The sequence below is a fragment of the Micromonospora lupini genome (genome assembly GCF_026342015.1).
Lineage (GTDB): Bacteria > Actinomycetota > Actinomycetes > Mycobacteriales > Micromonosporaceae > Micromonospora > Micromonospora lupini_B.
The window spans coordinates 1,948,433-1,971,363 of record NZ_JAPENL010000002.1; the positions used below are offsets into that span (position 1 = coordinate 1,948,433).

Below are 22,931 nucleotides of genomic sequence, written 5' to 3' on the forward strand. Positions count from 1 at the left end.
ACAGGGTCAGAACGCCGGGACCGCCGCCCGGCCGCGGGCGACAACTGCGTTCTCCCGGGTCTGCTCGGCCGACGGCCGGAGGACCTCGCTGAGCGGCAGCACCGACGCCGACTCCGCCACCCGCCGTCCGGTCGCCGCGTGGGCCTCCGCACGCAGGCTGCGGGCCGCCGCCACGGCCAGCTCCGCTGCCCGCCAGGCCGCCTGCTCCCGCTCCTGGGCGGCGACGTGCCGGGCCGCCAGGTTGTCGCGGATCGCCCGCTGCAGCACCAGTTCCTGCTCGACGGGGTGCAGCCGCGGGTCCCAGCCGTCGCGGTGCGCGAAGACGTCGCTGAGCTGTTCCACCGACAGCTCCCGCCGCCAGTACGCGTCCAGCGCTGCCCGGTGCAGGTAGCGCTCGCGGTCGGCGTACTCGGCAGGGGTCCGGGCAGTGTGCGGCAGCGGCATCGCGGCCGCCCCGCCAAGCCGCCGTACGCCGGCCTCGGCCGCCTCCAGTGCCTGCCAGGCGGCTTCGACGGTCTCCTGCGCGGCCACCCACTCCGCCCGTCGACGCTTGGCGGTGGTGGTGGCACGCTCGGCGGCCACCGCGACCTCCTGCGCGTAGCGGGTCTGCTCGCGCTCCTCCTGCGCCTCTTCGAGGTGGCTGGGCATGGCGGCGTTGCGGATCCGGGCCGCCGGGGCGAGGCGAAGCCGGCCGGGTCGCAGCAGGAGCGCGGCGACGGCGACCACCACGACCCCGAGCAGGCTCAGCCAGATGGCGGCGGCCCGGGGCATGTCGGGCAGGACGGCGGAGAGGACGGTCTGCATGATCAGCACCTCGCGGTCGAACGACGGTATCGACGGATGGGTCCTGACGGCACCGGGCCGGTCGCGCGACTGGTGTCGACGAGCCGGGCTCCGAGTGGTCGGGGTGAGCTGCGGATGGCCGTCCGAGGATCGGGGCCGATCCCCGCCGGGCGGGGATCTGGCGAGCCGGATCGGGTCTGGCTGCGGGTCGCGCCGACGACGACGGCGACCCGGGCGCCCGGACGCACGACCCGAAGGCGGGTCACGGGGAGCGTCGGGGGGCCGGACGGCCTGGGGTCAGCTGGTGGGAGGACCGCGTCGGGTCGGGGTGCCACGGCCGGGCGCAACGGCCGGCGCGTGCTCCGCGCTCGCGAGGACCTGGCGGGTCGGCGCGGCGACGACGGCTTGGCTGCTCGGCCGGTGCGCGGCCGGCTGGCTCGTACGCTCGGTGGCCGCGACAGCGTCGGGTCGAACGGCGTCCACCCGGCTGCTCACGGCGCTTGGCCGCAGCTGCGCCTGGGCGGACGGCGGCGTGGCGGCGAGGGCGCCGCCGAGGCCGACCGCGAGCACCAGCGCGGTGACCGCCAGCCGGGTCAGCTCCCGCAGTGACCACAGCACTGCCCACCGGGCGGGGCGGACCAGGGCTGCGGACGACACCCGACAAACCTATCGCCCGACCCGGCTCGGCGCAGCACCACAGCGGGCGCAATGGGGGTGACCGCCACCACCACCGACACTGTGGACGGTGATGACCAGCGGCTGCGTCGGAACCGGGAGCCGAGGGGTGAACCACTGTGACCCCCGCCGCGGCACGCCGGCAGGGGTCACTCGGGGATCTCGCGCGGCGCCGGTCGCCGCCGACGGGTCAGCCTGCCGTGCCGAGCGCTATCGACTGGTCAGCCTGCCGTGCCGAGCACTGGCGGCGCTTCGTCCCCGGCGTCCCGCCACACCATCTCGTCCTCGGTCAGCCAGGTCAGCCGCTCGTCGGACTCGTCGTCCTCGGGGCGACCGTGCCCGCCGAGCACCCCGGGGCGGTTGGCGCCCCGGCCGCTGCCCGACAGGCCCTGGCGCCCTCCCACGGCCGCCCGACCGGGCTCACCGCGACGACCGTCGATGCTGCGCCCGACGCCACTTGCGGAACGGCTCTCGGCGGCGGCAGCGCCGCCGGTCGGCCGGGCCGCCGGGGTGGGCGTGCTGCTCGACCCGGCGAGCGCGGAGGTGCGCAGCACCCCACCGGCCGGTGCCCCGAACAGCAGGCTCGACCCGCCCGCGGCGCTCGCGGCCACGGCTGTCGACCCGGACAGCCCGGCCACTCCGGCCGCCCCGCCGAGCAGCGGATCCGCGCCGGCGAGTGATGTGGTGCTGCCTTCGAGGTCGCTGCCGGAGCCCTCCGGCCCGATGACGACGACCGAGCTGCCGGCGTCCTGGCCCGGGACGGAACCGCCCCCGCCGGCCGGAGGAGGCGCCACGCCGTCGGGCGTCCCGACTGTCGCGCCGCCGGTGTGCGCGGTCAGGCCGGTGGCGCTCGGAGCGGCCGACGGCGTCGTGGTGGCCGGGCCGCTGCGCGGCGTCGGCCGGTCGTGGTTGGTCGTCTGGGGAGTGTCCGGGTGGGGGTGGGGCGGGTCGACCACCCGGTCGTACGCGGAGAGGTCGTAGCCGGCGGCCAGCTCGGCCACCACGTTCACCATCCGCTGGTGGGCCTTCTCCTGCTCTTCCTTGTCCTGCTGGTGGCCCATGATGCCCCCGACCACGGCACCGGGCAGGCCGAAGGCTGCGCCCTTGAGCGCGCCCGAGATGGCCTGGTCGTTGTCGTCGGTCTCTTCCGGGCTCTCGGCCTGTTTGTGCGCGGTGCGCAGCTGGCCGGCCATCATGGTGAGGCCCTGCTTGATTCCGGACATGCCGTCGCCCAGCGCGTCGGAGTGGTCGACGACAAACGTCAGCCGGCGCTGGAACTCACGACCTGCCGAGCCCGTCCAGGTGTTGCCGAGCTTCTCGAGGTCGCCGCTCAACTCCCGGCCGAGACCGTCCAGGATGCCCTTGAGAGCGGCCCACTGGGCGGCGATCCCCTCGATCTGCTCCGGCTTGCCGGCCATCACCGCGTCGTACAGCTCGCGGTGGCTCTTGTCCTGGTAGCGCTGGGTGTACTCAGACACTGCCGTCCCCCTTCGGCTGCAACGCCCGGTCGACACCGGTCAGCGCGGCCGTGATGTCTGTGGCGTTGGCCGCGTTACGCGCCTCGGCGGTGCGGTAGTTGGCCAGGATGGTGCTTGTCGCCTGCTGCGCCGCCTGCACCGCCTGCCGGAGCCGCTCGGCCTGATCCACGTACGACTGGTGGACCTCGCTGTAGCGGCGCGAATTCTGGGTGGCGTCGGTGAACGAGCCCAACGCCGGTGGGCTGCACTGCATCTCGGTGTTGAGCTTGCGCAGCACCGACTCGGCCTCACTCAGCCGCGATGCCAGGTGCTTGTGGAAGTCCTCAAGGGACAGCAGATCGACTTCCGTCCGCCCGGTCATGGCAACATCCCCGTCGTTCTGGTTGACAACCGTCAGCGAGCCCAGGTTAGTCCACCGCTGCGACCCGCGGCGACCCGTCCGAACGGCTCAGTCGTCGGCGCCGGTCGATGCCCCGGGCAGCCCACCGCCCGTGCCGCCGCTCGCCGGTGCGCCCGTGGCCGGAGTTGGTGACGTCGGCTGCGGCGCGGACGCGCTCGCCGGCGTGTCACCGGGCGCGTACTGCACGAGCGCGTCCTCCCGGTCGAGGGTCGGCCCGGTCGGGATCAACGCGAGCAGCGAGCCGGGTACCGCCAGCGGGGTGACCCCCTCGTAGCCGAGCGCGCCAAGCGTCTCGGCGGAACCGAGCGGGTAGCGGACACCCTGCGGGCTGATCAGGTAGACCGTCGCGCCGGCGGCGCCGGACCCGCTGGTGCCGGCGCCGGACGCGGCCTGGGCCAGTACGCCCTTGCCGCCGGGCAGCAGCACCGACTCGGCCGTGCGCACCGCGTCGCGGTTGGTCTGGCGCACCGGCACCGAGCCGGGCTCGTCGGGCGTCAACTCCGCCGGAACCCGGTCGAAGACCTCCAACGTGGTGGTCGGGGGGCCACCCGCGCTGCCGGCCCGGTACGTCGCGCAGAGCAGCGTCTGCCCGGCCCTGGCCTGGTACAGGGCGGGCAGCGTCCTGGGCATCCCGTCCGCGTCCACCCGCTGCTCGGTCAACAGCCGGCCGGCCTGGTCCGGAGTGATGTCGGTGATCTGACCGCCGCCACTGATGAGCAGCAGGGCGGTGATCTCACTGATCGAGACGAGACCTTCCCGAGCGAGGACGTAGTGCTGCCCCGCCGCCTGGAATACCTGACCGATGGTGGCGGGTCGGCCGGCGACGCTCAGCCCGCTGCGGTCACCCATCCCGGGCAGCGACGGCTTGCGCAGCGGCGGCCCGGCCGGCACGGCGTTGAGCAGTTGCTGCCCGACCGGCAGCGGCGTCGTGCCGCTCATCCGCAGCGCCGCGACCGCCTGGTCACCGCCGCGCACCTCGAGCCGGGAGTCGCCGGTGAGCAGGTGCCGCTGGCCGTCCACGGTGACCAGTACCGCCCGGTCGCCGAGGGGCGTACCACCGGGCAGCGCGCGGTCGATCACCACGCGGGTGGTGGAGTGGCGCGGGTCGGCCGGGTCGGGCACGTCGCAGACCGACCACGGCAGGCCGGTCAACGACTTGCGGTCCGGCAACGCGTCGGGCGCGCCGACGATGCCGACGGTGTGGCCCCGCGGCCGGTCGCGAAGCGCCGCCTGCGACATGGTGCGCACCGCGGGGTCGGGCTCGTTCAGGATCAACCGTGCCGAGGTGTAGTTGAGCGTCGGGTGGAGCTGGCCCTCGGCGAACACGTACGTCGCGCCGGTCTCCCGCTCGATGACCAGGGAGTTCTCTTCCAGCGGCGCGGCGTTCCCGGTCAACTGGCCGTACGCGCCCACACCACCGAGCACCACCGCAGCGGCGATCACGCTGCCGGCGACCGCCATGCCGAGCCGTCGCATCGGCAGGTTCGTCGTCTCCGGATCGCCCGACATGAGCGCGGAGACGATCCGACGGGTCACGAAGCGGTACGCCTGCACCTGATCGCGGCGGGTCCGCATGACTTACCTCCGGCGGGGTGGATCCGCGACGATGTCCTCGGGGTGCCGTCGCGGGCTTCCCTACGATAAGGGGCCGACGGCGGGTCCTCGGGGCCGCCGCCGGATCGGTGCCGGGCCGACCCGGCGCAGAGTCGTACCGTCCAGGAGGGACTGTCAGCGATGACGCAGGTTCAGGCGCCACCCGCCCGAGCGGTCACGAGGCCGTCCGACGTCCCGGCACGTGTCACCCCGGCGGCCGACCGACCCGGTCGGGGTCGCATCGGTCCGGTGCTTGTCGGCCAGCTCGTCGTACTCGAGGTGTGTGCCGTCGCGGTCTGGGCCGCGACGGCCGGTCCGAGCTGGCTGCTCGCCACGGTGGCCGCCCTGGCGCTGGCCGTCGTGGTGGCCGCGTTCGCGCGCCGCGGCGGGCGCTGGTGGTTCCACGACGTGCTGCTGCGTCGCGGGCTGCGGCACCGCCGCGAACGGGCGGCGGCCGCGCTGGCCGGCGGCACCGCGACCGACCCCCGGCTGGCCGCGCTCGCACCCGAGCTGGACGTCATCGAGTTGACCGACCGGGGCACCCGGCTCGGCATCGGGCAGGACGACCAGGGCTGGTTCGCCGCGGTCGCGCTGCAACCGGACACCGGCGCCGCGGTGGGTTCGGTGGACGCGGCGACAGTGGACCGCGCCTTGCGGGTGCTCGCCGACTTCTCGGCTCCGGTGTCCAGGGCCCAGGTGGTCGCGCACACCCTGGTCTGGTATCCAGCCCCCGGTGCGCCGCCGGCGGCGCACCGGACCGTCTGGGTGGCGCTACGGCTCACGGTCCGCGACGCACGGGTCGAGACGGTGAGTCGGGGTGGTGGGCTGCCCGGCGTCCACCGGACGCTTGCCGCCGGAATCGGCCGGTTGGGCAAGGCGCTGACGGCTGCCGGCTTGGCCCACCGGCCGCTGGGTCGCGACGAGCTGCGCGCCGCCGTGGTGTCCGCCGCGGGGTTGGACCTGGTGCCGGAGCCGCCGACGGAGAGCTGGCGAGGGCTGCGCGGCGGCGGCTGGACGCACCACTGCCTGACCCTGCGCGGCCGCCCGGACGCGCCGCTCGGCCCGCTTGTGGACGCGATCACCGCCACGTCGGCCCCCTCGCACACGGTGGCCGCGGCGGTGTCGCCGGACGGGGGCAGGGCGGCGCCGCTGCTCCGGGTCGCGGCCATGGACAACCACGTCGAGGCGCTGGTCAAGGCCGTCCGGGACGTCGCGCGCCGTGCCGGCACGCCGGCCCGGCCGGTGGACGGGCAGCACGGCCCGGGCGTCTACGCCAGCGCGCCTGTCGCGTCGGCGTTGGGCGGCGCCAGTCGTCGGCAACCCCGCTGACGGCGCGCTGGGGCGCTCCGGTCAGGGTCGCAGGTTGACGATCCAGCCGTACAGGCCGCCGACCCAGACGGCGAGCGGCACCAGCGCGATGATCAGCATGATCTCGACGATGTCGAGCAGTCGGCCCCACACCGGCGAGATGCGCTTGCCGGCGACGCTCAGGCCGTAGATCAGACTGACCACGGCCGCCAGCAGCAGGCCGCCGAGGATCAGACCGAGCCGGACCGGAAGCGATCCGCCGGCGAAGGTCGCGGCGGCGGTCAGGCCCAGCCCGACGGTGCCGGCGAGCAGCACCGGAACGCGCTGGGCCCGGCCCAGGAGCGGGCGTGCCCGCAGCAACGACAGCAGGGCCAGCACCAGGCACAGCAGCACCGCCGGCAGGCTGCCGTCCAGGGCCAGCACCAGCTGCGCGCCGAGCACCAGTAGCGACACCGTCCACAGCAGACCAGTGAGGAACCGGTCGGCCCGGTCACTCCGCTCGAGCACCTGCCGTCCGTCCACCGACTCGCTGTCGGTCTTCAGGTCGTCCGGGCCGGTCGGGATCGACGGCACCGGCAGCCGGGCCAGCCGGTAGGCCACCATCGGCAACGCCGGCACCATGCCGAACGCGACCGCCGCCACCACCGCGGCTCCGGCCGCCGCGTCGATGCCGAAGGCCAGGCAGAGCAGCGCGCCCAGACCCGTCCCCGCGCCCACCCCGATCGCGGAGAAGAAGAGGGGGTACCGGTCACCGACGGCCACCACTGCCACCGCCCCGGCGACCACCACGGCGGTGGCCGCGAGCAGGACGTGCGGGCTTGCCAGCTCGGTCAGCTTGCGGTCGCCGGCGAGCAGCAGCAGGCCAGCGGTGCCCGCGTGCCCCAGCCCGACCATCGCCAGCACCGAGCCCGTTCCGCTGTCACCCGCGGCCCGGGAGAGCACCGCCGCACCGACCAGCAGCGCCACCGCGACCAGCAGGGCCGCCAGCGCGCCGGGCAGGTGGGGAGGGCCGGTGAACAGGGCGGCCAGGGCGGCGGCGCCGAACGCCGCCGCGGCGAACAGCACAGCGAACGACCGGGTCGCGCCGACCTGCCAGGAACCCGGCCGCTGGGTGGTCGCGGTGGCGACCGCGTCCACCACGTCGTCGAACACGACCTCCGGCGCGGCGGCGGACCGGGGGTTGAAGTACAACACCTCGCCGTCGCGGACACCGAGCTGCGTGGCCGTACGACCACCGTCCAGAGGTGCGCCACCCAGGCGGGACAGCGCCCAACCACCGTGCCGCACGCCGTCGTCGGCCAGGTCCTCCCCGGCGTAGCGCAGCAGGGTGGGCAGGAGGTCCGCCATCGGCACGTCCGAGGGCAGGGCCAGATCCATCCGGGTACGGGGGGCCACAATGGTGATCCGGCTCAGACCACCGGTCGCCGTCTTCGTCGCCACAGTGGCCTCCTGGTGTCCATCTACGATCAGCGGGCCGCGGTCCCGCGGTGCGGGTGCACCGCGCCCACGGGAGATTACCTACGATGACGGGCACGTACAGTGCCCACCCGCGGGCTTCGCGCCGCGCCGGCACGACTGCAGGGCCGCTTCTGGGGAGGAGACAGCCGTGAGCACGGTCGTGTTCCGCCGACCTCCGCGCCAGCCGGGGCCGGCGCTGCCGCGCGGTGAGGTGCTGCTGGAGTCGCCTCCCGAGCTGCCCGAGCCGACGCCCCGTGGGATGGGGCAGCTGCTCATGATCCTGCCGATGGTCTGCGGTGTCGGCGCGATGGCGTTCCTCTACGCCGGCCGGGGCGGCGGCACGATGACGTACGTCGCCGGTGGCCTGTTCGGCGTCTCGATGCTCGGTATGGCCCTCGGCTCGCTCGGCAACGGCGGCAACGACAAGGCCGAGCTGAACGCCGACCGCCGCGACTACATGCGCTACCTGGCGCAGATGCGCAAGCGCACCCGACGGGCGGCGGCCCAGCAGCGGGACGCGATGAACTGGCGGCACCCCGAGCCCGACGCGCTCTGGTCGCTCGCGGCGTCCCGCCGGCTGTGGGAGCGGCGGATCACCGAACCCGACTTCGGCGAAACCAGGATCGCGCTCGGCCCGCAGCGGCTGGCCGTGGAGATCGTCCCCCCGGAGACCAAGCCGGTCGAGGACCTGGAGCCGATGAGCGCCATCGCGCTACGCCGGTTCGTCCGCGCGCACTCCACAGTGCCCGAGCTGCCGACCGCGCTGTCGGTGCGCGCGTTCAGCCGGGTCGTGCTGCGCGGCGACCGCGAGCCCGTGCTCGACCTGACGCGGGCGGCCCTGGGCCAACTGGCGACGTTCCACGCCCCGGACGACCTGGTCGTCGCCGTGGTCGCCGCGCCCGACCGGCAGCCCGCCTGGAACTGGGTGAAGTGGCTTCCCCACGCCCACCACGCCGGCCGGACGGATGCGGCAGGCGCGCGCCGGCTGGTCTTCGCCAGCCTGGCCGAGGCCGAGGAGTCCCTCGCCGGCGAGCTGGCCGGGCGACCCCGGTTCACCGCCGAGGCCAAGCCGCTGACCACCGCGCCACACGTGATCGTGGTTGTCGACGGCGGCGAGATCTCCCCGACCTGCCAACTCGTGGGCCAGGGGTTGCTCGGCGTCACCCTGATCGACCTCTCCGGGACGGTGCCGCGCGACGCCGGCCGCTGGCTGCTCTGCCTGGACGTGGGCGACGGCACTGCCCTCGACCTCATCCGGGGCAGCTCGTCGTCACGGCTCGGACGACCCGACCGGCTCACCGCCGAGGCCGCCGAGGGGCTGGCCCGGCAGATCGCGCCGTACCGGCTGTCGCAGCAGCAGGCCAGCAACGAGGAGCCGCTGGCCCGCAGCACGGAGCTGCCCGACCTGCTCGGCGTCGGCGACGCGGCCACCGTGGACGTGCACCAGACCTGGCGGCCGCGCGGGCACCGGGACCGGCTGCGCATCCCGCTCGGCGTCGGCCCGGACGGCAACGTCGTCGAACTGGACTTCAAGGAGTCGGCACACGAGGGCATGGGCCCGCACGGCCTGGTCATCGGCGCGACCGGCTCCGGCAAGAGCGAGCTGCTCCGTACGGTGGTGGCCGCGCTTGCGGTGACCCACTCGTCGGAGGAACTGAACTTCGTCCTTGTGGACTTCAAGGGCGGCGCCACGTTCGCCTCGCTGGACGCGTTGCCGCACACCAGCGCGGTGATCACCAACCTGGCCGACGAGCTGCCGTTGGTCGACCGCATGCGCGACGCGCTCGCGGGCGAAATGGTGCGCCGGCAGGAGCTGCTGCGGGCGGCCGGCAACTACGTCTCCCGCTTCGAGTACGAGAAGGCTCGGGCGGCCGGCGAGCCGTTGGCCCCGATGCCGAGCCTGTTGATCATCTGTGACGAGTTCAGCGAGTTGCTGGCCGCGAAGCCTGACTTCATCGACCTCTTCGTGATGATCGGCCGACTGGGTCGGTCGCTCGGCGTGCACCTGTTGCTTGCCTCGCAGCGCCTGGAGGAGGGCAAGCTGCGCGGTCTGGACACCCACCTGTCGTACCGGATCGGTCTGCGGACCTTCTCGGCGGTGGAGAGCCGGATCGTGCTCGGCGTGCCGGACGCGTACGAGCTGCCGAACGCGCCCGGACACGGGTACCTGAAGACGGACACCAGCACGATGCTGCGCTTCCGGGCCGCGTACGTCTCGGGGCCGTACCGGGCGCCCGGCCAGCAGGCGTCCGCGTCGCAGGCCCTGGTGCAGCGCCGGATCGTGCCGTACGGCGTCACATTCATCCCGGCGCAGGCCACGCAGGTGTCGGTGGACGCCGTGCCGGAGCCGGAGCAGCCCGCCGACGGCAAGGCCGTCGCGATGCTTGACGTCCTGATCGACCAGCTCAAGGGTCGGGGACGGCCCGCGCACCAGGTGTGGCTGCCTCCGCTTGCGGATCCCCCGGGCCTGGGCGAGCTGCTCGGTCCGCTTGCCGTCGACCCCACCTACGGGCTGTGCACTGCCTCCTGGCCGGGTCGGGGTCGCCTCACGGTGCCGGTCGGCGTCGTGGACCGCCCGTACGAGCAGCGCCGCGACCCGATGATGGTCGAGCTGGCCGGGGCCGGCGGCAACGTGGTCATCGTCGGTCGCTCGCTCAGCGGCAAGAGCACCATGCTGCGGTCGCTACTGGCCTCGCTGGCGCTCACCCACACGCCGCGTGAGGTGCAGTTCTTCTGCCTGGACTTCGGCGGCGGGGCGCTGCGCAGCCTGGAGCGCCTGCCGCACATGGCCGGGGTGGCCGGCCGGCGCGACGTCGAGGCGGTGCGGCGCACGGTGGCCGAGGTGGTCGCGGTGCTGGACGAGCGGGAGACGCGCTTCGCCCAGCACGGCATCGACTCGGTGGCCAGCTACCGCCGCCGCCGGGCCGCCGGCGAGTTCGCCGACGACCCGTTCGGTGACGTGTTCCTGGTGGTCGACGGCTGGAACACCCTGCGCCAGGACTACGAGGAGCTGGAGCAGACCATCACGACGCTCGCCAACCGGGGTCTCGGCTTCGGGGTGCACGTGGTGCTCACGGCGGTGCGTTGGGCGGAAATCCGGATCAACATGCGCGATCTGCTCGGCACCAAGCTGGAGTTGCGCCTGGGCGACGCGGCCGAGTCCGAGATCGACAGGCGCTCGGCGATGAACGTGCCGGAGAAGTCGCCCGGTCGGGGCCTGACCCGGGACAAGCTGCACTTCCTCACCGCGATCTCGCGGATCGACGGTCGGCGCGACATCGAGGACCTGAGCGAGGCGTCCGTCGCGTTGGCCGGGCACGTGGCCGCGAACTGGCCGGGGCGTCCGGCGCCGAAGGTGCGGCTGCTGCCGCGCCGGCTGCCGGTGTCCGAGCTGGCCCGGATCATCGACCGGTCGGCGCCCGGCCTGCCGATCGGCGTCAACGAGTCGGCGCTCGCGCCTGTCTACCTTGACCTGGCCAACGAGCCGCACCTGACGGTCTTCGGCGACGCCGAGTGCGGCAAGACCAATCTGCTACGGCTGATCGCCCGGGGGATCACCGAGCGGTACACGCCGGCCCAGGCGCGGCTGGTGATCGCCGACTACCGACGTGGGCTGTTGGGCGCGGTGGAGGGCGATCACCTGCTCGACTACGCGCCGTCCAACCAGGCGTTCGCGCAGGGGCTCGGCTCGATCCGCAGCGCGCTGTCCAACCGGCTGCCCGGCCCGGACGTGACGACCGCGCAGCTGCGGGACCGCAGCTGGTGGAAGGGCCCGGACCTGTACCTCCTGGTGGACGACTACGACCTGGTGGCGTCCGGTGGCAGCAACCCGTTGAGCGCGCTGCACGAGCTGCTGCCGCAGGCCCGGGACATCGGTCTGCACCTGATCGTCGCGCGTCGGGTCGGCGGGGTGTCCCGGGCGCTCTACGAGCCGGTGCTGCAACGGCTGCGCGAACTGGACTCACCCGGCCTGCTGATGTCCGGCAACCGGGAGGAGGGCGCGGTCTTCGGCACGCTGCGTCCGAGCCCGCAGCCACCCGGTCGGGGCACGCTCGTCCGCCGGCGCGACGGTCAGCAGTTGATCCAGACCGCCTGGTCCGAGCCGGCCTGACCGAGCCTTCGGGCCAGGCCCGCGCGGGACTGGGCCGTCCAGGATCGACTGTGGCGCTGTGGGGTCTGCGCGGGTCGGATTCCCGTCCGACCGGGTCGCACAAACGACGTGATTCATCGCCATCCATCGAACCTGCCGGTCAGGGCTGCGGCCGCTGGACGGATTCCGCTACGGTCTCACTTGGAGTGTCCGTCGGTGGGGTGTTGCTGCCTTGCCGCGGGGGAGGGGCGCGGCAAAGCCGCCGCCACAACATGACGGAAGGGTGTGAAGCATGGCGTTCGAGGTCGAAGCTGCGACTCTGCATACCGCCGCGAGTGACGTGCGGTCCACGCGCAGCGAGGTCGACGGCGAGCTGAAGAAGCTGTGGAACGTAGTCGACGACCTGGCCATGGCGTGGAAGGGTCAGGCGTCCACGGGGTTCCAGTCGCTCATGCAGCGGTGGAGCGAGGACACCAACAACCTGCTGACCGCGATGGACAGCATCGCGGACCTGCTCGACAAGTCGGGTACGACGCACCAGGTCAACGACGAGGAGCAGCAGCAGATGCTGGACAAGTTCCACTCTGCTCTCAACCCGTGATCCGTAGCCAGCAGAGGAGGAAGTCGTGACGATCAAGGTTGACTACGCGGTCCTCGAGAGCAGCAACCAGCAGATGCAGGCGATCTCGAAGACCATCGACGAGAAGCTGGACACGCTGCGGTCGATGCTGTCCAAGCTCGAGTGGGAGGGCGAGGACCGCACCGCCTACGAGCAGCACCAGGCGAAGTGGGACTCCTCGGTTCGGGACATCAACCGGATCCTGAACGAGATCGGTGGTGCCGTCGGCATCGCCCGCGAGAACTACGTCTCCACCGAGATGAGCAACTCGAAGGTGTGGGGCTGAGACAATCGCCGATGCGGCTCCGGTCCGGCTCGACCGGGCCGGAGCCGCATTGTGTTGGCGTCGGCACAGGTTCTGGGAGAGCGATGCGTACGGGGAAGCCTTTCCGATCGACACGGGCCGTGGCCGCGGCCGCGCTGGCGTTGTGCGCCGCGCTGGCCCCCGCGGTGACTGTCGCGCCGGCGCCGGCTCAGGCCGCTGACACCGTCCGTGGCCTTCAGTGGTACCTGGACTACCTCAAGGTCCCCGCGGCCCACAAGATCACCAAGGGTGCGGGTGTCGTGGTCGCCGTCGTCGACACGGGTGTGGAGGCCAGCCATCCCGACCTGCGCGGGCAGGTGCTGGCGGGGCACGGCACCACCGCCGCGGCCGCGCGGGACGGCCGGCGTGACGACGATCCGGTGAAGGGGCATGGCACTCGGATGTCGGGTATCGTCGCCGCCCGCGGCGGTGGCGCGATGCACGAGTTGGGCATCGCACCGGCCGCCAAGATCCTCCCGGTTTCGATGAGTGATCGATTCAATGACGACGACGTGGCGATGGGTGTCCGGTGGGCGGCAGATGCCGGTGCCGACGTCATCAACCTCTCGCTCCGCAGCAGCACCAATACCGCGGCGGCGCCCGGTGTGGTGGATGCGATCAACTACGCCCTCGGCAAGAATGCCGTGGTGGTGGCCGCCGCCGGCAACATCGAGGACGGCGACCGGCAGGTCAGCTACCCGGCCAACATCCCCGGGGTCGTCGCCGTCACGGGGCTGGACAAGCGGGGCGGCTTCTTCGCCGGCTCGGTGCAGGGCCCGGAGGCCGTCATCGCTGGTCCGATGGACAGCATCATCGGTCCGGTGCCCAAGGCGGTCTCACCGAACGGCTACTCGCTGGGCAGCGGCACCAGTTCGGCGGCCGCCATCATCTCCGGGGTGGTGGCGCTGATCCGTTCCGAGTATCCGAAGCTCGACGCGGCCAACGTCATCAACCGGCTGATCAAGACCGCTCGCGACGCCGGCCCGCCCGGCCGTGACCCGCAGTTCGGCTTCGGCACGGTCGATCTGCTGGCCGCGCTGACCCGGTCGGTACCGCCCGTGACGGCGAACCCGCTGCTGGAAAGCGCGGCGGCCGGCCCGACCCGCCCCGGCGGTGTCGCCCGGCCGGGCGACGACGACGGCCCGGCGGTTGAGTTCGGAGTGACGAACAAGGCCGGCGCCATCGTCCAGGTGGCGCTCTGCCTGGGCGTACCGATCATCGCGCTGATCGTCCTGCTGGTGGTGCTGCGACGCCGTAAGCGGCGCTCTCCGCCGGCCGGAAGCCCGTACCCCGGCGCACCAGGCACGCCGCCGCCCGGCTGGCCCGCGACCCCGCCGACACCGGCCGGGTACGGCCCGCCGCCGGGCCAGCCTGGGCCCGGATACCCGCCGCCCAGCTATCCCGCGCAGGGCCATCCGCCGGCGCCGACCGCTCCGGCGCCACCGCCGGGCGCGTCCGGCTGGCCGGGCTCGGCGTCACCGCCACCCGGCCCGCAGCAGCAGCAGCAAAAGTGAGCGCAGACCACCAGTCAGGGTTTCGGGGAGGGGACCGATGACGGACGACAGGACCAGCCAGCCGGCACGGTACGAGAACGACGACCTCTACATCCCGGTGCCGGTGGGCGGGTTTCCGACGTCGGGTCTGGCCATCACCGGCCTGGACATCGACAACGTCAACCACGCCGAGACGCCGAAGGGCCTGGTCACCGCGCCCGGCGAGGCCGGAGTCAAGACGGAGTGGGACGCGACCAGCCTGGACTCGGCCATCACCTGGCTGGAGACCCACGCGGCGTACCTGAACAAGCTCTCCTACGACATGGTCGACATCCAGGATCTGATGGGTGGCGCGACCAGCGGCGTGGCTGGCGGAGCCGGCGGGCAGCCGAGCCCGCTCGGCGGGTTCGACTGGGCAGCCCGGTTGGCCGCCAAGCACCAGGGGCTCTACCAGGGCACCGAGTCCGGTGTCCGGAAGCTCTCGCAGAACCTGTACGACGCGGCGGAGGCGCTGCGCCAGGTCAAGCAGAACTACGAGACGGCGGAGGAACAGAACAGGATGTCCGCCGCCGACATGCAGCGTGTCTTCGGCGACGTGGCCGGCAACGGCGACGGTCGCTAGGACGGGGGAGGACGGCAGATGGGCCTGAGCTGGGAAGAGATGTGCCAGAAGGTCGTCATCGACGGCCGGCCGGGGGACGTGACAAGCGCCGCCCTCGGCTGGGAACAGCTGATCAAGAATCTGAACAACGTCAAGCAGAGCCTCGACACCAACATCAAGGACCTGGGTACGACCTGGAAGGGCCCGGCGTACGAGGCGTTCAAGGGTCACGTCGAGCAGATCTCCAAGGACACCGGGCAGATCGTGGCGGACACGGAGAAGGGCAACGGCATCGTCCAGTCGCTCAAGGACGCCGCCGACAAGCTCACCGTGGCCCAGCGGGACTTCCCGATCCCGGCGACCTGCGTCAACGACGTCCTGGAGGCGCGCAACGCCAAGCTGACCCTCGGGGTCGGCTTCTTCGAGGCGAAGGTCTCGCCGGACTTCCTGGGCTGGTTCGACCCGGTGACCGCGATCGCCGACTGGATCAACGACCAGTCCGAGGACGCCGCCAGGGTCTTCCAGCAGGTGAGCGACGACTACCAGGCCCTCGCGCCCGGCCACCCGGGTGAGGCCGGAAACATCGGCACGGGTGACCCGACCAACCAGATTCCCAAATTGGACAATGGTGGTGGCGGTGGGGGCGGGGGCGGTGGAGTGCCGAAGCTCGGCGGCGGTCCATCCGCCGGCGACCTGGGTGCGAAGCCCTCGATCGGTGCCACCGCCATGCCGGACACCGGCAACCTGCCCAGCGGCTCAGGCGCCCACCCGGATCTCTCCGGCGGGTACGACTCGGGCACGGGTAACTATCCGGGCACCGGTGGCGTCCCGGGCGTCGGCGGCGCGGGCGACGAGTTCAGCAGCGGCCTCGCGGGTGCGGGCGGCGGCGGTTCGCCCGGCCTTGGCTCCGGCCTCGGAGGCGGCGGCGGCCTGGGCTCGTCCGGTGGTCTCGGCAGCGGCGGCGGCGCGGGCAGCGCCGGCGCACTCGCGGGTGGCGGCGCGCTCGGCCGGGCGGTCTCCCCGGGCATGGGCCCGATGATGGGTGGCGGCGCGGCGGGTGCCGGTCGCGGCGGTGGCCGGGGCGCCGGTGGTCGACTCGGTGCCGGCGGCAAGCTGGGCGGCGGCATGGCCCCCGGCATGGGTGGCGCCGCCGGTGGCGGCGGCGCCGGCCGGGGCGGCGCCGGGCGCGGCGCGGCGGGTGCCGGCCGGGGTGCGGGTGCTCGGGGCGCCGGTGGCGTGGCCGGGGCGGGCGGCGGCGCCGGCTACGGCGAGGAGGACACCGCCCGCAACACCTGGCTGGAGGAGGACGAGGACGTGTGGGGCGCGGACGGCGGCGGCACCTCCGGCATCCTGCGCTGAGCTTTCGCGCCACGGCGCTGCTGCGGTTCGCGAGCAGCAGCGCCGTGGCGCATTCCACGGCCGCACCCGCCGCGCCACGGCCGCACCCGCCGCGCCACGGCCGCATCGCCGGGCCACCCGGCAGGGCCGTGCGTCGGGTCAGCGCCGTGCTGCCGGCCCGGGCCGTGTCGCGTGTCCGCGCCGTGAATCAGCCTGGTGCTGTGGGCCGTCGCCGTGGGCGCGCGCCGGCGGTCAGCCGGTGACCGGTTCGTCGGTACGGCGGCCCGGGCGCCAGCCGCGTCGGCGGCCGCGCGCCATGATCGGGCGTGTGATCAGCAGCAGTACGGCGAGCAGGGCTCCCACCGCGGCGGCCCAGATCGCGACTGTGCGCTGCCAGCTCAGCGGGTCGACGGGAGGGGCGGGTGCGGCGAGCCTGCCGACCGGCGGGTTGGTGCGGGCGCCCAGCAGGCTCGACACCGCCCGGTACGGGTTGACCACGCCGTAGCCGACTTCGGCGTTGCGCCCCTGCGGCGGGTTGTCCGCCGTCCGCTCCAGCCGGTCGCCGACCTGCTCCGGGGTGAGATCCGGGTAGGCGGCCCGAACCAGCGCCGCCACCCCTGAGACGTACGCGGCGGCGAAGCTGGTGCCGCCCGTCGGCTCGGCGCGGTAGCCGGATCCACCCGGCGCCGGGCCGACGATGTTCAGTCCCGGTGCGGCGACGTCGACGAAGGTGCCGCTGACCGAGGTGCCCACGTGCCCGCCCTGCTCGTCCACGCCACCGACGGCGATCACCCCGGGGTACGCCGCCGGGTAGGCGGGCCTGTCCTCCTGGGTCTCCTGCCGGTTGCCGGCGGCGGCGACCAGCACCACCCGCTTGGCGAGGGCGCGTTCGACGGCCCGTGCCAGTTCGGGGCGGGGCAGGGTCACCAGGGACAGGTTGATCACGTCGGCGCCGTTGTCGACAGCCCAGTCGATGGCTGCGGCGATCTGCCCGGGCAGCGCCTCGTCGTTGGTGCCCTTGGCGTCCGGCAGGACCCGGATGGGAAGGATGCGCGCCGCCGGGGCGACACCGCTGAACGGCACCCCGGTGCCATCCTTGCCGGCGATGATGCCGGCGACCATCGTGCCGTGGCCGGCCAGGTCGCACTGACCCCGGTTGGCCGGCAGGTTGTTGAAGTCGCGCCCCTCGAGCACCTGACCCTTCAGGGCCGGGTGGATTGCGGAGACTCCGGAGTCGATGACCGCAACCGTCACCCCGGCTCCCCGGGAGAGCGGCCACGCCGCGGCCGGATCCACCCTGCGCAGTGCCCACGGCATCTGGACCAGGCCGTCCTCGCCGGCCGGGCCGCAGGTGGGCGCCGCCGCGACCGCCGGGGTGGAGGGGACCACCAGGGCGGCGCCGAGCAGGGCCGCAAGCGTTCCACTGAGGACGGCTCGGACGGCACGGCGGGACGGCTCGGTCGCGCTCGGCGGCAGGCATTCGCGCACCCGCAGAGATTACCGCTGCGCCGCGCCGGGCAGCGGCCCACCGACGCCGCTATGGCGGGGGACGCCACTCCGGCGGGGAACGGGGACGCCGTTCGGGGCCGGCACGGCCGTCGACGTTCAGCGCTGCCGCGAGGTCGCGGTCAGGGTCGGGACGTGACGTCGTCGACGGGTGCGTCGGCGAAGAGCGCGAGGAGGGCACCGACCTGGCGGTCGGCCTCGGCGGGGTGCCGGAACCGGCCGGCCGGGTTCAGGGTGTACTCGTTGCGGCGGCCCACCCGGGTGCGGTGCAGGTAACCGCCGGCCTCCAGGTCGGCGACGATGGCCTGGGCGGCCCGTTCGGTGACGCCCACCTCGGCCGCCACGTCACGTAGTCGAGCGGTGGGGTCGCGAGCGATGGCCAGCAGCACATGCCCATGGTTGGTCAGGAACGTCCAGTTCCGGCCGCCTCCGGCCGTCGCCGCGCTCGCCATCGTGGCGCCGCCTCTCCGGTTGTCCGCCCCACCCTATGCCGCCGGTGTGTCGAGCCAGGTGCCGACCGGCCGGCCGGCCCCGGTGGCCGAGATCGTTTCGGGTTCTACGTATGAAATCTAAATCACGCATACCTTGACGCATCTTGCGGTGCGTGTGACCGTGGAGCCCGAGCCAGCGCCCACCGCCGGCCCGGCTGAAAAGCCTGTTGAGCAGGTCAAACGCCTAGAGACGAGGTGCGGTAATGAGCCGTCCCGGTACGCCTGGCGCGCAGCCGGGCCCGCAGCGGGCCGCCGATCGAGCGCCGATGTCTACCGAGCCGGCCCGAGCCTTCGCCGAGCTGGCCGCCGGCAACCGCCGCTTCGTCGGCGGAGCGCCGCGCCATCCCAACCAGGACGCCGGGCACCGGGCCGCCGTGGCCGACGGGCAGCACCCGTTCGCGGTGATCGTGGGCTGCTCCGACTCCCGGTTGGCCGCCGAGATCATCTTCGATCGGGGGCTTGGTGATCTCTTCGTCGTCCGCACGGCCGGGCACACCGCCGGCCCGGAGGTGCTGGGCAGCGTGGAGTACGCGGTGACCGTGCTCGGCACCCCGCTTGTGGTGGTGCTCGGCCACGACTCGTGCGGCGCCGTGCAGGCCGCCCGCGAGGCCGCCGCCACCGGCATCGCGCCTCCCGGGCACCTTCCCGCGGTGGTCGACGCGGTGCTGCCCAGCCTGCGGCGGGCCACGGCCGAGGGCGTCGCCGACATCGACGGCATCGTCGACATCCACATCGCGCAGACAGTCGAAACGCTGCTCGCGCAGTCGCCCGTGCTGGCGGACGAGGTGGCGCAGGGGCGGTGTGCGGTGGTGGGCATGTCGTACCGGCTCGCCGCCGGTGTGGTGCGCCCGGTGACCCCCGTACCGTCGGGTGCTGCGACGTTCGACGCGCCCGGCGCCTCGGACGACCCGGCAGCTTCCGCCGCCGCCTGACGCTCCGCCGCCGGACACGACGAGGGCCGCCCCGCCGGATGCGGGACGGCCCTCGGACTCCTGACTGCCGGGTCAGAGCAGCGACATGTGCACGTGGTCGGTGTGGTTCGACGGCCCGCTGTACGACTTCCAGCCGGTCGCCGGGAACCAGATCTGCCGGTTCCAGATCACGTAGTAGATGCCGAGGCGGTCGGCGTTGCGGATGAGGAACGCGGCGACGTTGTTGCCGTACATGCGGGTGTCGTTGTTGTGCCACGGGCTGAAGCCGCTCTTCTGCAACGACCAGTCACAGGCGCGGCCCTTCGGGTGCTCGTACGGGCCACCGTTGCGGTGGCAGCCGACGAACCGGTTGAACCCGGCCCGCTTGACCTCCTTGTAGGCGTGCAGGGTGCGCGGCGTGACGCAACCGGAGGTGGTGGGGTCCTTCTCGCTGCACGACTGCGGCTTCCAGTCACCGTCGGCGGTGCGACCCGGGCCGATCCGGGCGACAGGGGAGGTGGCGTCCACCAGGCCGCCGGTGAAACCCTGACCACCGACCAGTGCGAGCGACTTCTCCGCGTCGCGCTTGTCCTTCGCCATCAGGGCGGTCTGCTTCTGCTGCTCGCGGACCTCCGCGTCGAGGGCCAGCTTGGCCTGCTCCGCGCGGGCCTTTACCGCGTTGACCTCGGCGAGCTTCTTCTCGTTGACCATGTTCATCTCGTCGAGCGCCGCGGCCCGTCGGACGAACGAGTCCGGGGCGTCGCTCTCCAGCAGCATCGCGATCGCGCCGATCCGTCCGGTCCGGTACGACTGGGCGGCGATCTGCGCGACCTGCGGTTCCAGCGCCGCCAGGTCGGCCTTGGCCCGGTCGACCTCCAGCGCCAGCTCGAGCTGCCGCTTCTTGGACTTGTCCAGCTTGGACTTGGCCGCCACGTAGTCCCGGTTGGTCTGCTCGATCACGTCGTCGAGCAGCTTGGGCTCGTCCTCCTGCTCGTGCCCGGACGGTGTGGGGGTCGTCGGGGCGGCGTGGGCCGGGAGGGGTCCGGCGAACACGGTCAGCGCGGCGAGCACGGCCACCACGGGTGTCAACCAGCGGCGTAGGGGTGCCGTCACAATGTTCCCTTCCGTCGACCGCCGACCGGGTTAGCTGACGGGTTCGGGGCGGAAGTGGCCCCTACCGCTGACGCGGATTCACCCCACATACCTGGGTCCCCGGCTCGCCGGTTGGCGATTGGGCGGTGGCACCGCAGGCGCCGCTGCGCGCCTTCGTCGGTGACCGGCAGCGAGGTTACCCGAGAGTCCACCGCCTGAGCTACGTCCTGATGCCGACTAAAAGCGTCATTTCGCCATGGCGTTGAGTGACCAGTGACGCGGTTCTCAGGGCGGGTGCCCGATCCGGTCACGCTGAGGAGTGTCACCATGCCGTATCCGTGCTCCTGTTCGGCTCTGGCCACCTGTCGGTGGCGGTGGATGGGGTGTGCTCCGCTCGCGGTCGAGCCCGTCGGGCCGACCCGTTGGCGGGGAGCTGAGGGCGGCCAGTGCCTCCGTCCGGTCCGCGCGGGGGCGGCGTGCCGCGCTGGTGCTCGGCGATGTTCCCGCTGTTGACGGCGGGATCGGTCGGGTCGGTCAGCGCGACCAGGACGACCTCGTCGCCGACCTCGACCCGCGGCGCGCCGGGCCCGGCGGGAACGGGCGTCCGCACCTGCTGGCCTGAGCTGCGCCCGTCCTCGATCCGTACGTCCACGGTTCCGCACGGTCCGGTGGCCGGCGTGCCCTCCGGGTCGGCCGACGGTGGGCAGGGTTCGGTCACCACACGGGCCACCGGCCGTGGTGGCGCGGCGCGTCGGTGCCACCGCCGGCCTGCGGCACCCCGTCCCGTGGCCAGAGCACCACGGCGACGACGGTGGCCACGAAGAGCGGCACCACCGTCGCGACGAGGATCCGTCGTACCCGGGGCGGGGCGGGACGAGCGGAACGGCTGTGGTCGGAACCCAATGCGAGACTCCCAACGATCCGGTGCGGGGTACGTGCCGACGGGCCAGGCGGTTCACCTCCGCCTGACGAACGCGGTGACGAGCGCATCGGATGGCTGGTTGACTACCCAACGGTCACGGACAGTGACCGGTCGGCCCGGCGGGTAGGTGCCGGCGCCGCGCCGTGGCGGTGCCGGTGCCGGACTGCGTGGCGGGGTCCGGTGAGCCATCGTCGGAGATGGTAGTCACGTCGGGAGCCGGACTCGTCTGTCGGCTCAGCCCCGCTTCATGAGTCGACCGACGGCCGCCATCATCTCGGTGGCCATCTCGTCGGCCCGGCCCTCGGCCGCCCCCTCGTGCATGCAGTGCCGGGCGTGCCCGTCGAGCAGGCCCAGGGCCACCTTGTCGAGTGCGGCCTGGATCGCGGAGATCTGGGTGAGCACGTCGATGCAGTAGCGGTCCTCGTCGACCATCTTCTCGATGCCCCGGACCTGCCCCTCGACGCGACGGAGCCGCGCGAGCAGTTGGTCCTTGCTGGCGGTGTACCCGCGGATCGGCGTGGGTGTGGTCATGGCGACGAGGATAGCGTACCCCTGGGGGGTATGGTAACGTCCGTCGTGTGGGATACCCCCACCGGGTACCGGTACGAGGCAGCGCAGGAGTCCGCCCGAGCATTACCCCTGGGGGGTATAGGCTCGGGTCTGGCGAAGGGAGAGGTTCGATGGTCGACACGACGTACGAGGTGCGGGGCATGACCTGCGGGCACTGCGTCAGCGCGGTCAGCGCCGAGGTGGGCGCCATCACCGGGGTGCGCGACGTGCAGGTGGATCTCGCCACCGGTCGGGTCACCGTCACCAGCGACCAGCCCGTGGCCACCGAGTCCGTCCGGGCCGCGGTCGACGAGGCCGGTTACGACCTCGTCGAGGCGTGAGCGGGAGGCCCGGGATGAACACGGTGACCAGACTGGGCGGGTTCGCCCTCGGTCTCGCGGCGGTCTTCGGAGCGGCGTACGGGATCGGCCGGGTGGTCGACCCGGCCGACCCGGCCGCCCACAGCCGACCCGACGGCGCCGCTGCCCACACCCCGGGCCCCGCCGCGCACGACGAGGTGACCGACAGGCTTCCCGGCGGCCTGCTCGTCTCCGACCGGGGCTACACACTCGTTCCGGTGGCCGCCCCGGTCGGCGAGTTCGCCTTCCGGATCGCTGGACCGGCCGGCCGCCCGGTGACCAGGTACGACGTGGCGCACGACAAGCTGATGCACCTGATCGTCGCCCGCCGGGACCTGTCCGGCTTCCGCCACGTGCACCCCGAGCTGGCCCCGGACGGCACCTGGCGGGTCGACACCCCGCTGGCCGGCCCCGGGCAGTGGCGGGCGTTCGCCGACTTCACACCCACCGGGGGCGAGCCGCTGACCCTCGGGGTGGACGTGACAGTCCCCGGTGAGCTGACCGAACGGCCGCTGCCCGCCCCGGCGACCAGCACCACTGTCGACGGCTACACAGTCACCCTGGCCGGAGTGCCACAGCCCGGCCGCACCTCGTCACTCACCCTGACCGTCAGCCGCGACGGGCAGCCGGTCACCGACCTGGAGCCCTACCTGGGGGCGTACGGGCACCTGGTGGCGCTGCGCCGGGGCGATCTGGCGTACCTGCACGTACACCCGGACGGAACACCAGGCGACGGGCGCACCCGGCCGGGGCCGGAAGTGACCTTCCTCGCCGAGGTGCCGTCGGCCGGCAGCTACCGGCTCTACCTCGACTTCCGGCACGGCGGTCGGGTGCACACCGCCGAGTTCACTGTCGTCGCCGACGCTGCCGCGACCGGGAGCGGCGACCCCACCCCGCGTGGACCGGCCCCGACCGGCAGCGCCGAGCACGGCACCCCCGGCCACGGGCACAACTGACGGGA

Annotated in this window: 20 protein-coding genes, 1 pseudogene and 1 riboswitch; of the genes and pseudogenes, 10 read left to right on the forward strand and 11 right to left on the reverse strand. The window is 73.2% G+C overall.

Translation table 11 applies throughout. The annotated features are described in order from the left end of the window. Window positions 1-6: 6 nt before the first annotated feature. The 5 genes from OOJ91_RS23905 to eccB all read right to left on the reverse strand — a co-directional run bounded on the left by OOJ91_RS23905 (window position 7) and on the right by eccB (window position 4,911). Complete coding sequence (locus OOJ91_RS23905) at window positions 7-804, reverse strand: hypothetical protein (RefSeq protein ID WP_266248330.1); 798 nt, start codon at window positions 802-804, stop codon at window positions 7-9. Between the two features lie 276 nt (window positions 805-1,080). Beyond that, on the reverse strand, window positions 1,081-1,440 hold the full coding sequence (locus OOJ91_RS23910) for a hypothetical protein (RefSeq protein ID WP_266248332.1): 360 nt from the start codon (window positions 1,438-1,440) through the stop codon (window positions 1,081-1,083). Between the two features lie 239 nt (window positions 1,441-1,679). Beyond that, window positions 1,680-2,936 (reverse strand): WXG100 family type VII secretion target, encoded by a 1,257-nt coding sequence (locus OOJ91_RS23915; protein WP_266248334.1) that lies wholly within the window; start codon window positions 2,934-2,936, stop codon window positions 1,680-1,682. Then, window positions 2,929-3,297 carry a hypothetical protein gene (locus OOJ91_RS23920; protein ID WP_266248336.1) on the reverse strand — a complete coding sequence of 123 codons (369 nt, stop codon included), beginning with the start codon at window positions 3,295-3,297 and terminating at the stop codon, window positions 2,929-2,931. The genes OOJ91_RS23915 and OOJ91_RS23920 overlap by 8 nt, the downstream gene beginning before the upstream one ends. Window positions 3,298-3,384: 87 nt before the next feature. Then, a complete protein-coding gene (eccB, locus tag OOJ91_RS23925) occupies window positions 3,385-4,911 on the reverse strand; it encodes a type VII secretion protein EccB (RefSeq protein WP_266248338.1) in 1,527 nt (508 codons plus the stop codon). 159 nt (window positions 4,912-5,070) lie between these two features. Between eccB and OOJ91_RS23930 the strand changes: the two genes are divergently transcribed. After that, window positions 5,071-6,258, forward strand: coding sequence for a type VII secretion protein EccE (locus tag OOJ91_RS23930; protein WP_266248339.1), 1,188 nt, complete (start codon window positions 5,071-5,073; stop codon window positions 6,256-6,258). 21 nt (window positions 6,259-6,279) lie between these two features. Here OOJ91_RS23930 and eccD read toward each other — a convergent pair whose 3' ends face one another. After that, window positions 6,280-7,677 carry a type VII secretion integral membrane protein EccD gene (gene eccD, locus OOJ91_RS23935; RefSeq protein ID WP_266248341.1) on the reverse strand — a complete coding sequence of 466 codons (1,398 nt, stop codon included), beginning with the start codon at window positions 7,675-7,677 and terminating at the stop codon, window positions 6,280-6,282. Window positions 7,678-7,843: 166 nt separating this feature from the next. Here eccD and eccCa point away from each other — a divergent pair, with 166 nt between their 5' ends. From eccCa to OOJ91_RS23965, 6 genes are all read left to right on the forward strand, one after another. Then, complete coding sequence (eccCa, locus tag OOJ91_RS23940; protein WP_266248344.1) at window positions 7,844-11,806, forward strand: type VII secretion protein EccCa; 3,963 nt, start codon at window positions 7,844-7,846, stop codon at window positions 11,804-11,806. Between the two features lie 271 nt (window positions 11,807-12,077). Beyond that, a complete protein-coding gene (locus OOJ91_RS23945; protein ID WP_266248345.1) occupies window positions 12,078-12,386 on the forward strand; it encodes a WXG100 family type VII secretion target in 309 nt (102 codons plus the stop codon). 25 nt (window positions 12,387-12,411) lie between these two features. After that, window positions 12,412-12,690, forward strand: coding sequence for a WXG100 family type VII secretion target (locus OOJ91_RS23950; protein ID WP_007454922.1), 279 nt, complete (start codon window positions 12,412-12,414; stop codon window positions 12,688-12,690). 119 nt (window positions 12,691-12,809) lie between these two features. Continuing rightward, the gene (locus OOJ91_RS23955) at window positions 12,810-14,222 is read left to right on the forward strand and encodes a S8 family serine peptidase (RefSeq protein ID WP_266248348.1); all 1,413 of its coding nucleotides are present in this window, start codon (window positions 12,810-12,812) and stop codon (window positions 14,220-14,222) included. A gap of 37 nt (window positions 14,223-14,259) precedes the next feature. Next, window positions 14,260-14,823: a hypothetical protein gene (locus OOJ91_RS23960; protein WP_266248350.1), complete on the forward strand. Its 564-nt coding sequence runs from the start codon at window positions 14,260-14,262 to the stop codon at window positions 14,821-14,823. Window positions 14,824-14,841: 18 nt separating this feature from the next. Next, window positions 14,842-16,161 carry a WXG100 family type VII secretion target gene (locus OOJ91_RS23965; protein WP_266248352.1) on the forward strand — a complete coding sequence of 440 codons (1,320 nt, stop codon included), beginning with the start codon at window positions 14,842-14,844 and terminating at the stop codon, window positions 16,159-16,161. 231 nt (window positions 16,162-16,392) lie between these two features. On the opposite strand, the gene mycP is transcribed toward OOJ91_RS23965, so the two are convergent. Together mycP and OOJ91_RS23975 are read right to left on the reverse strand one after the other, a co-directional pair. Continuing rightward, entirely contained in the window at window positions 16,393-17,628 is a 1,236-nt protein-coding gene (mycP, locus tag OOJ91_RS23970) for a type VII secretion-associated serine protease mycosin (RefSeq protein WP_266248353.1), read from the reverse strand. A 140-nt stretch (window positions 17,629-17,768) separates the two neighbouring features. After that, window positions 17,769-18,098, reverse strand: coding sequence for a helix-turn-helix transcriptional regulator (locus OOJ91_RS23975; RefSeq protein ID WP_266248355.1), 330 nt, complete (start codon window positions 18,096-18,098; stop codon window positions 17,769-17,771). Between the two features lie 242 nt (window positions 18,099-18,340). On the opposite strand from OOJ91_RS23975, the gene OOJ91_RS23980 reads away from it, so the two are divergent. Then, window positions 18,341-19,069 (forward strand): carbonic anhydrase, encoded by a 729-nt coding sequence (locus tag OOJ91_RS23980; RefSeq protein WP_323178557.1) that lies wholly within the window; start codon window positions 18,341-18,343, stop codon window positions 19,067-19,069. 72 nt (window positions 19,070-19,141) lie between these two features. On the opposite strand, the gene OOJ91_RS23985 is transcribed toward OOJ91_RS23980, so the two are convergent. From OOJ91_RS23985 to OOJ91_RS23995, 3 genes and pseudogenes are all read right to left on the reverse strand, one after another. Continuing rightward, the gene (locus tag OOJ91_RS23985; RefSeq protein WP_266248358.1) at window positions 19,142-20,161 is read right to left on the reverse strand and encodes a coiled-coil domain-containing protein; all 1,020 of its coding nucleotides are present in this window, start codon (window positions 20,159-20,161) and stop codon (window positions 19,142-19,144) included. A 4-nt stretch (window positions 20,162-20,165) separates the two neighbouring features. After that, a riboswitch (cyclic di-AMP (ydaO/yuaA leader) is annotated at window positions 20,166-20,296 on the reverse strand. A 316-nt stretch (window positions 20,297-20,612) separates the two neighbouring features. Then, window positions 20,613-21,043: pseudogene (locus OOJ91_RS23990) on the reverse strand (YibE/F family protein); the annotation flags it as partial. A gap of 253 nt (window positions 21,044-21,296) precedes the next feature. Further along, window positions 21,297-21,593 (reverse strand): metal-sensitive transcriptional regulator, encoded by a 297-nt coding sequence (locus OOJ91_RS23995; RefSeq protein WP_266248359.1) that lies wholly within the window; start codon window positions 21,591-21,593, stop codon window positions 21,297-21,299. A 149-nt stretch (window positions 21,594-21,742) separates the two neighbouring features. Here OOJ91_RS23995 and OOJ91_RS24000 point away from each other — a divergent pair, with 149 nt between their 5' ends. Next, the gene (locus OOJ91_RS24000) at window positions 21,743-21,952 is read left to right on the forward strand and encodes a heavy-metal-associated domain-containing protein (protein WP_266248361.1); all 210 of its coding nucleotides are present in this window, start codon (window positions 21,743-21,745) and stop codon (window positions 21,950-21,952) included. A 14-nt stretch (window positions 21,953-21,966) separates the two neighbouring features. Beyond that, window positions 21,967-22,926, forward strand: coding sequence for a hypothetical protein (locus OOJ91_RS24005; protein ID WP_266248363.1), 960 nt, complete (start codon window positions 21,967-21,969; stop codon window positions 22,924-22,926). Window positions 22,927-22,931 lie beyond the last annotated feature (5 nt).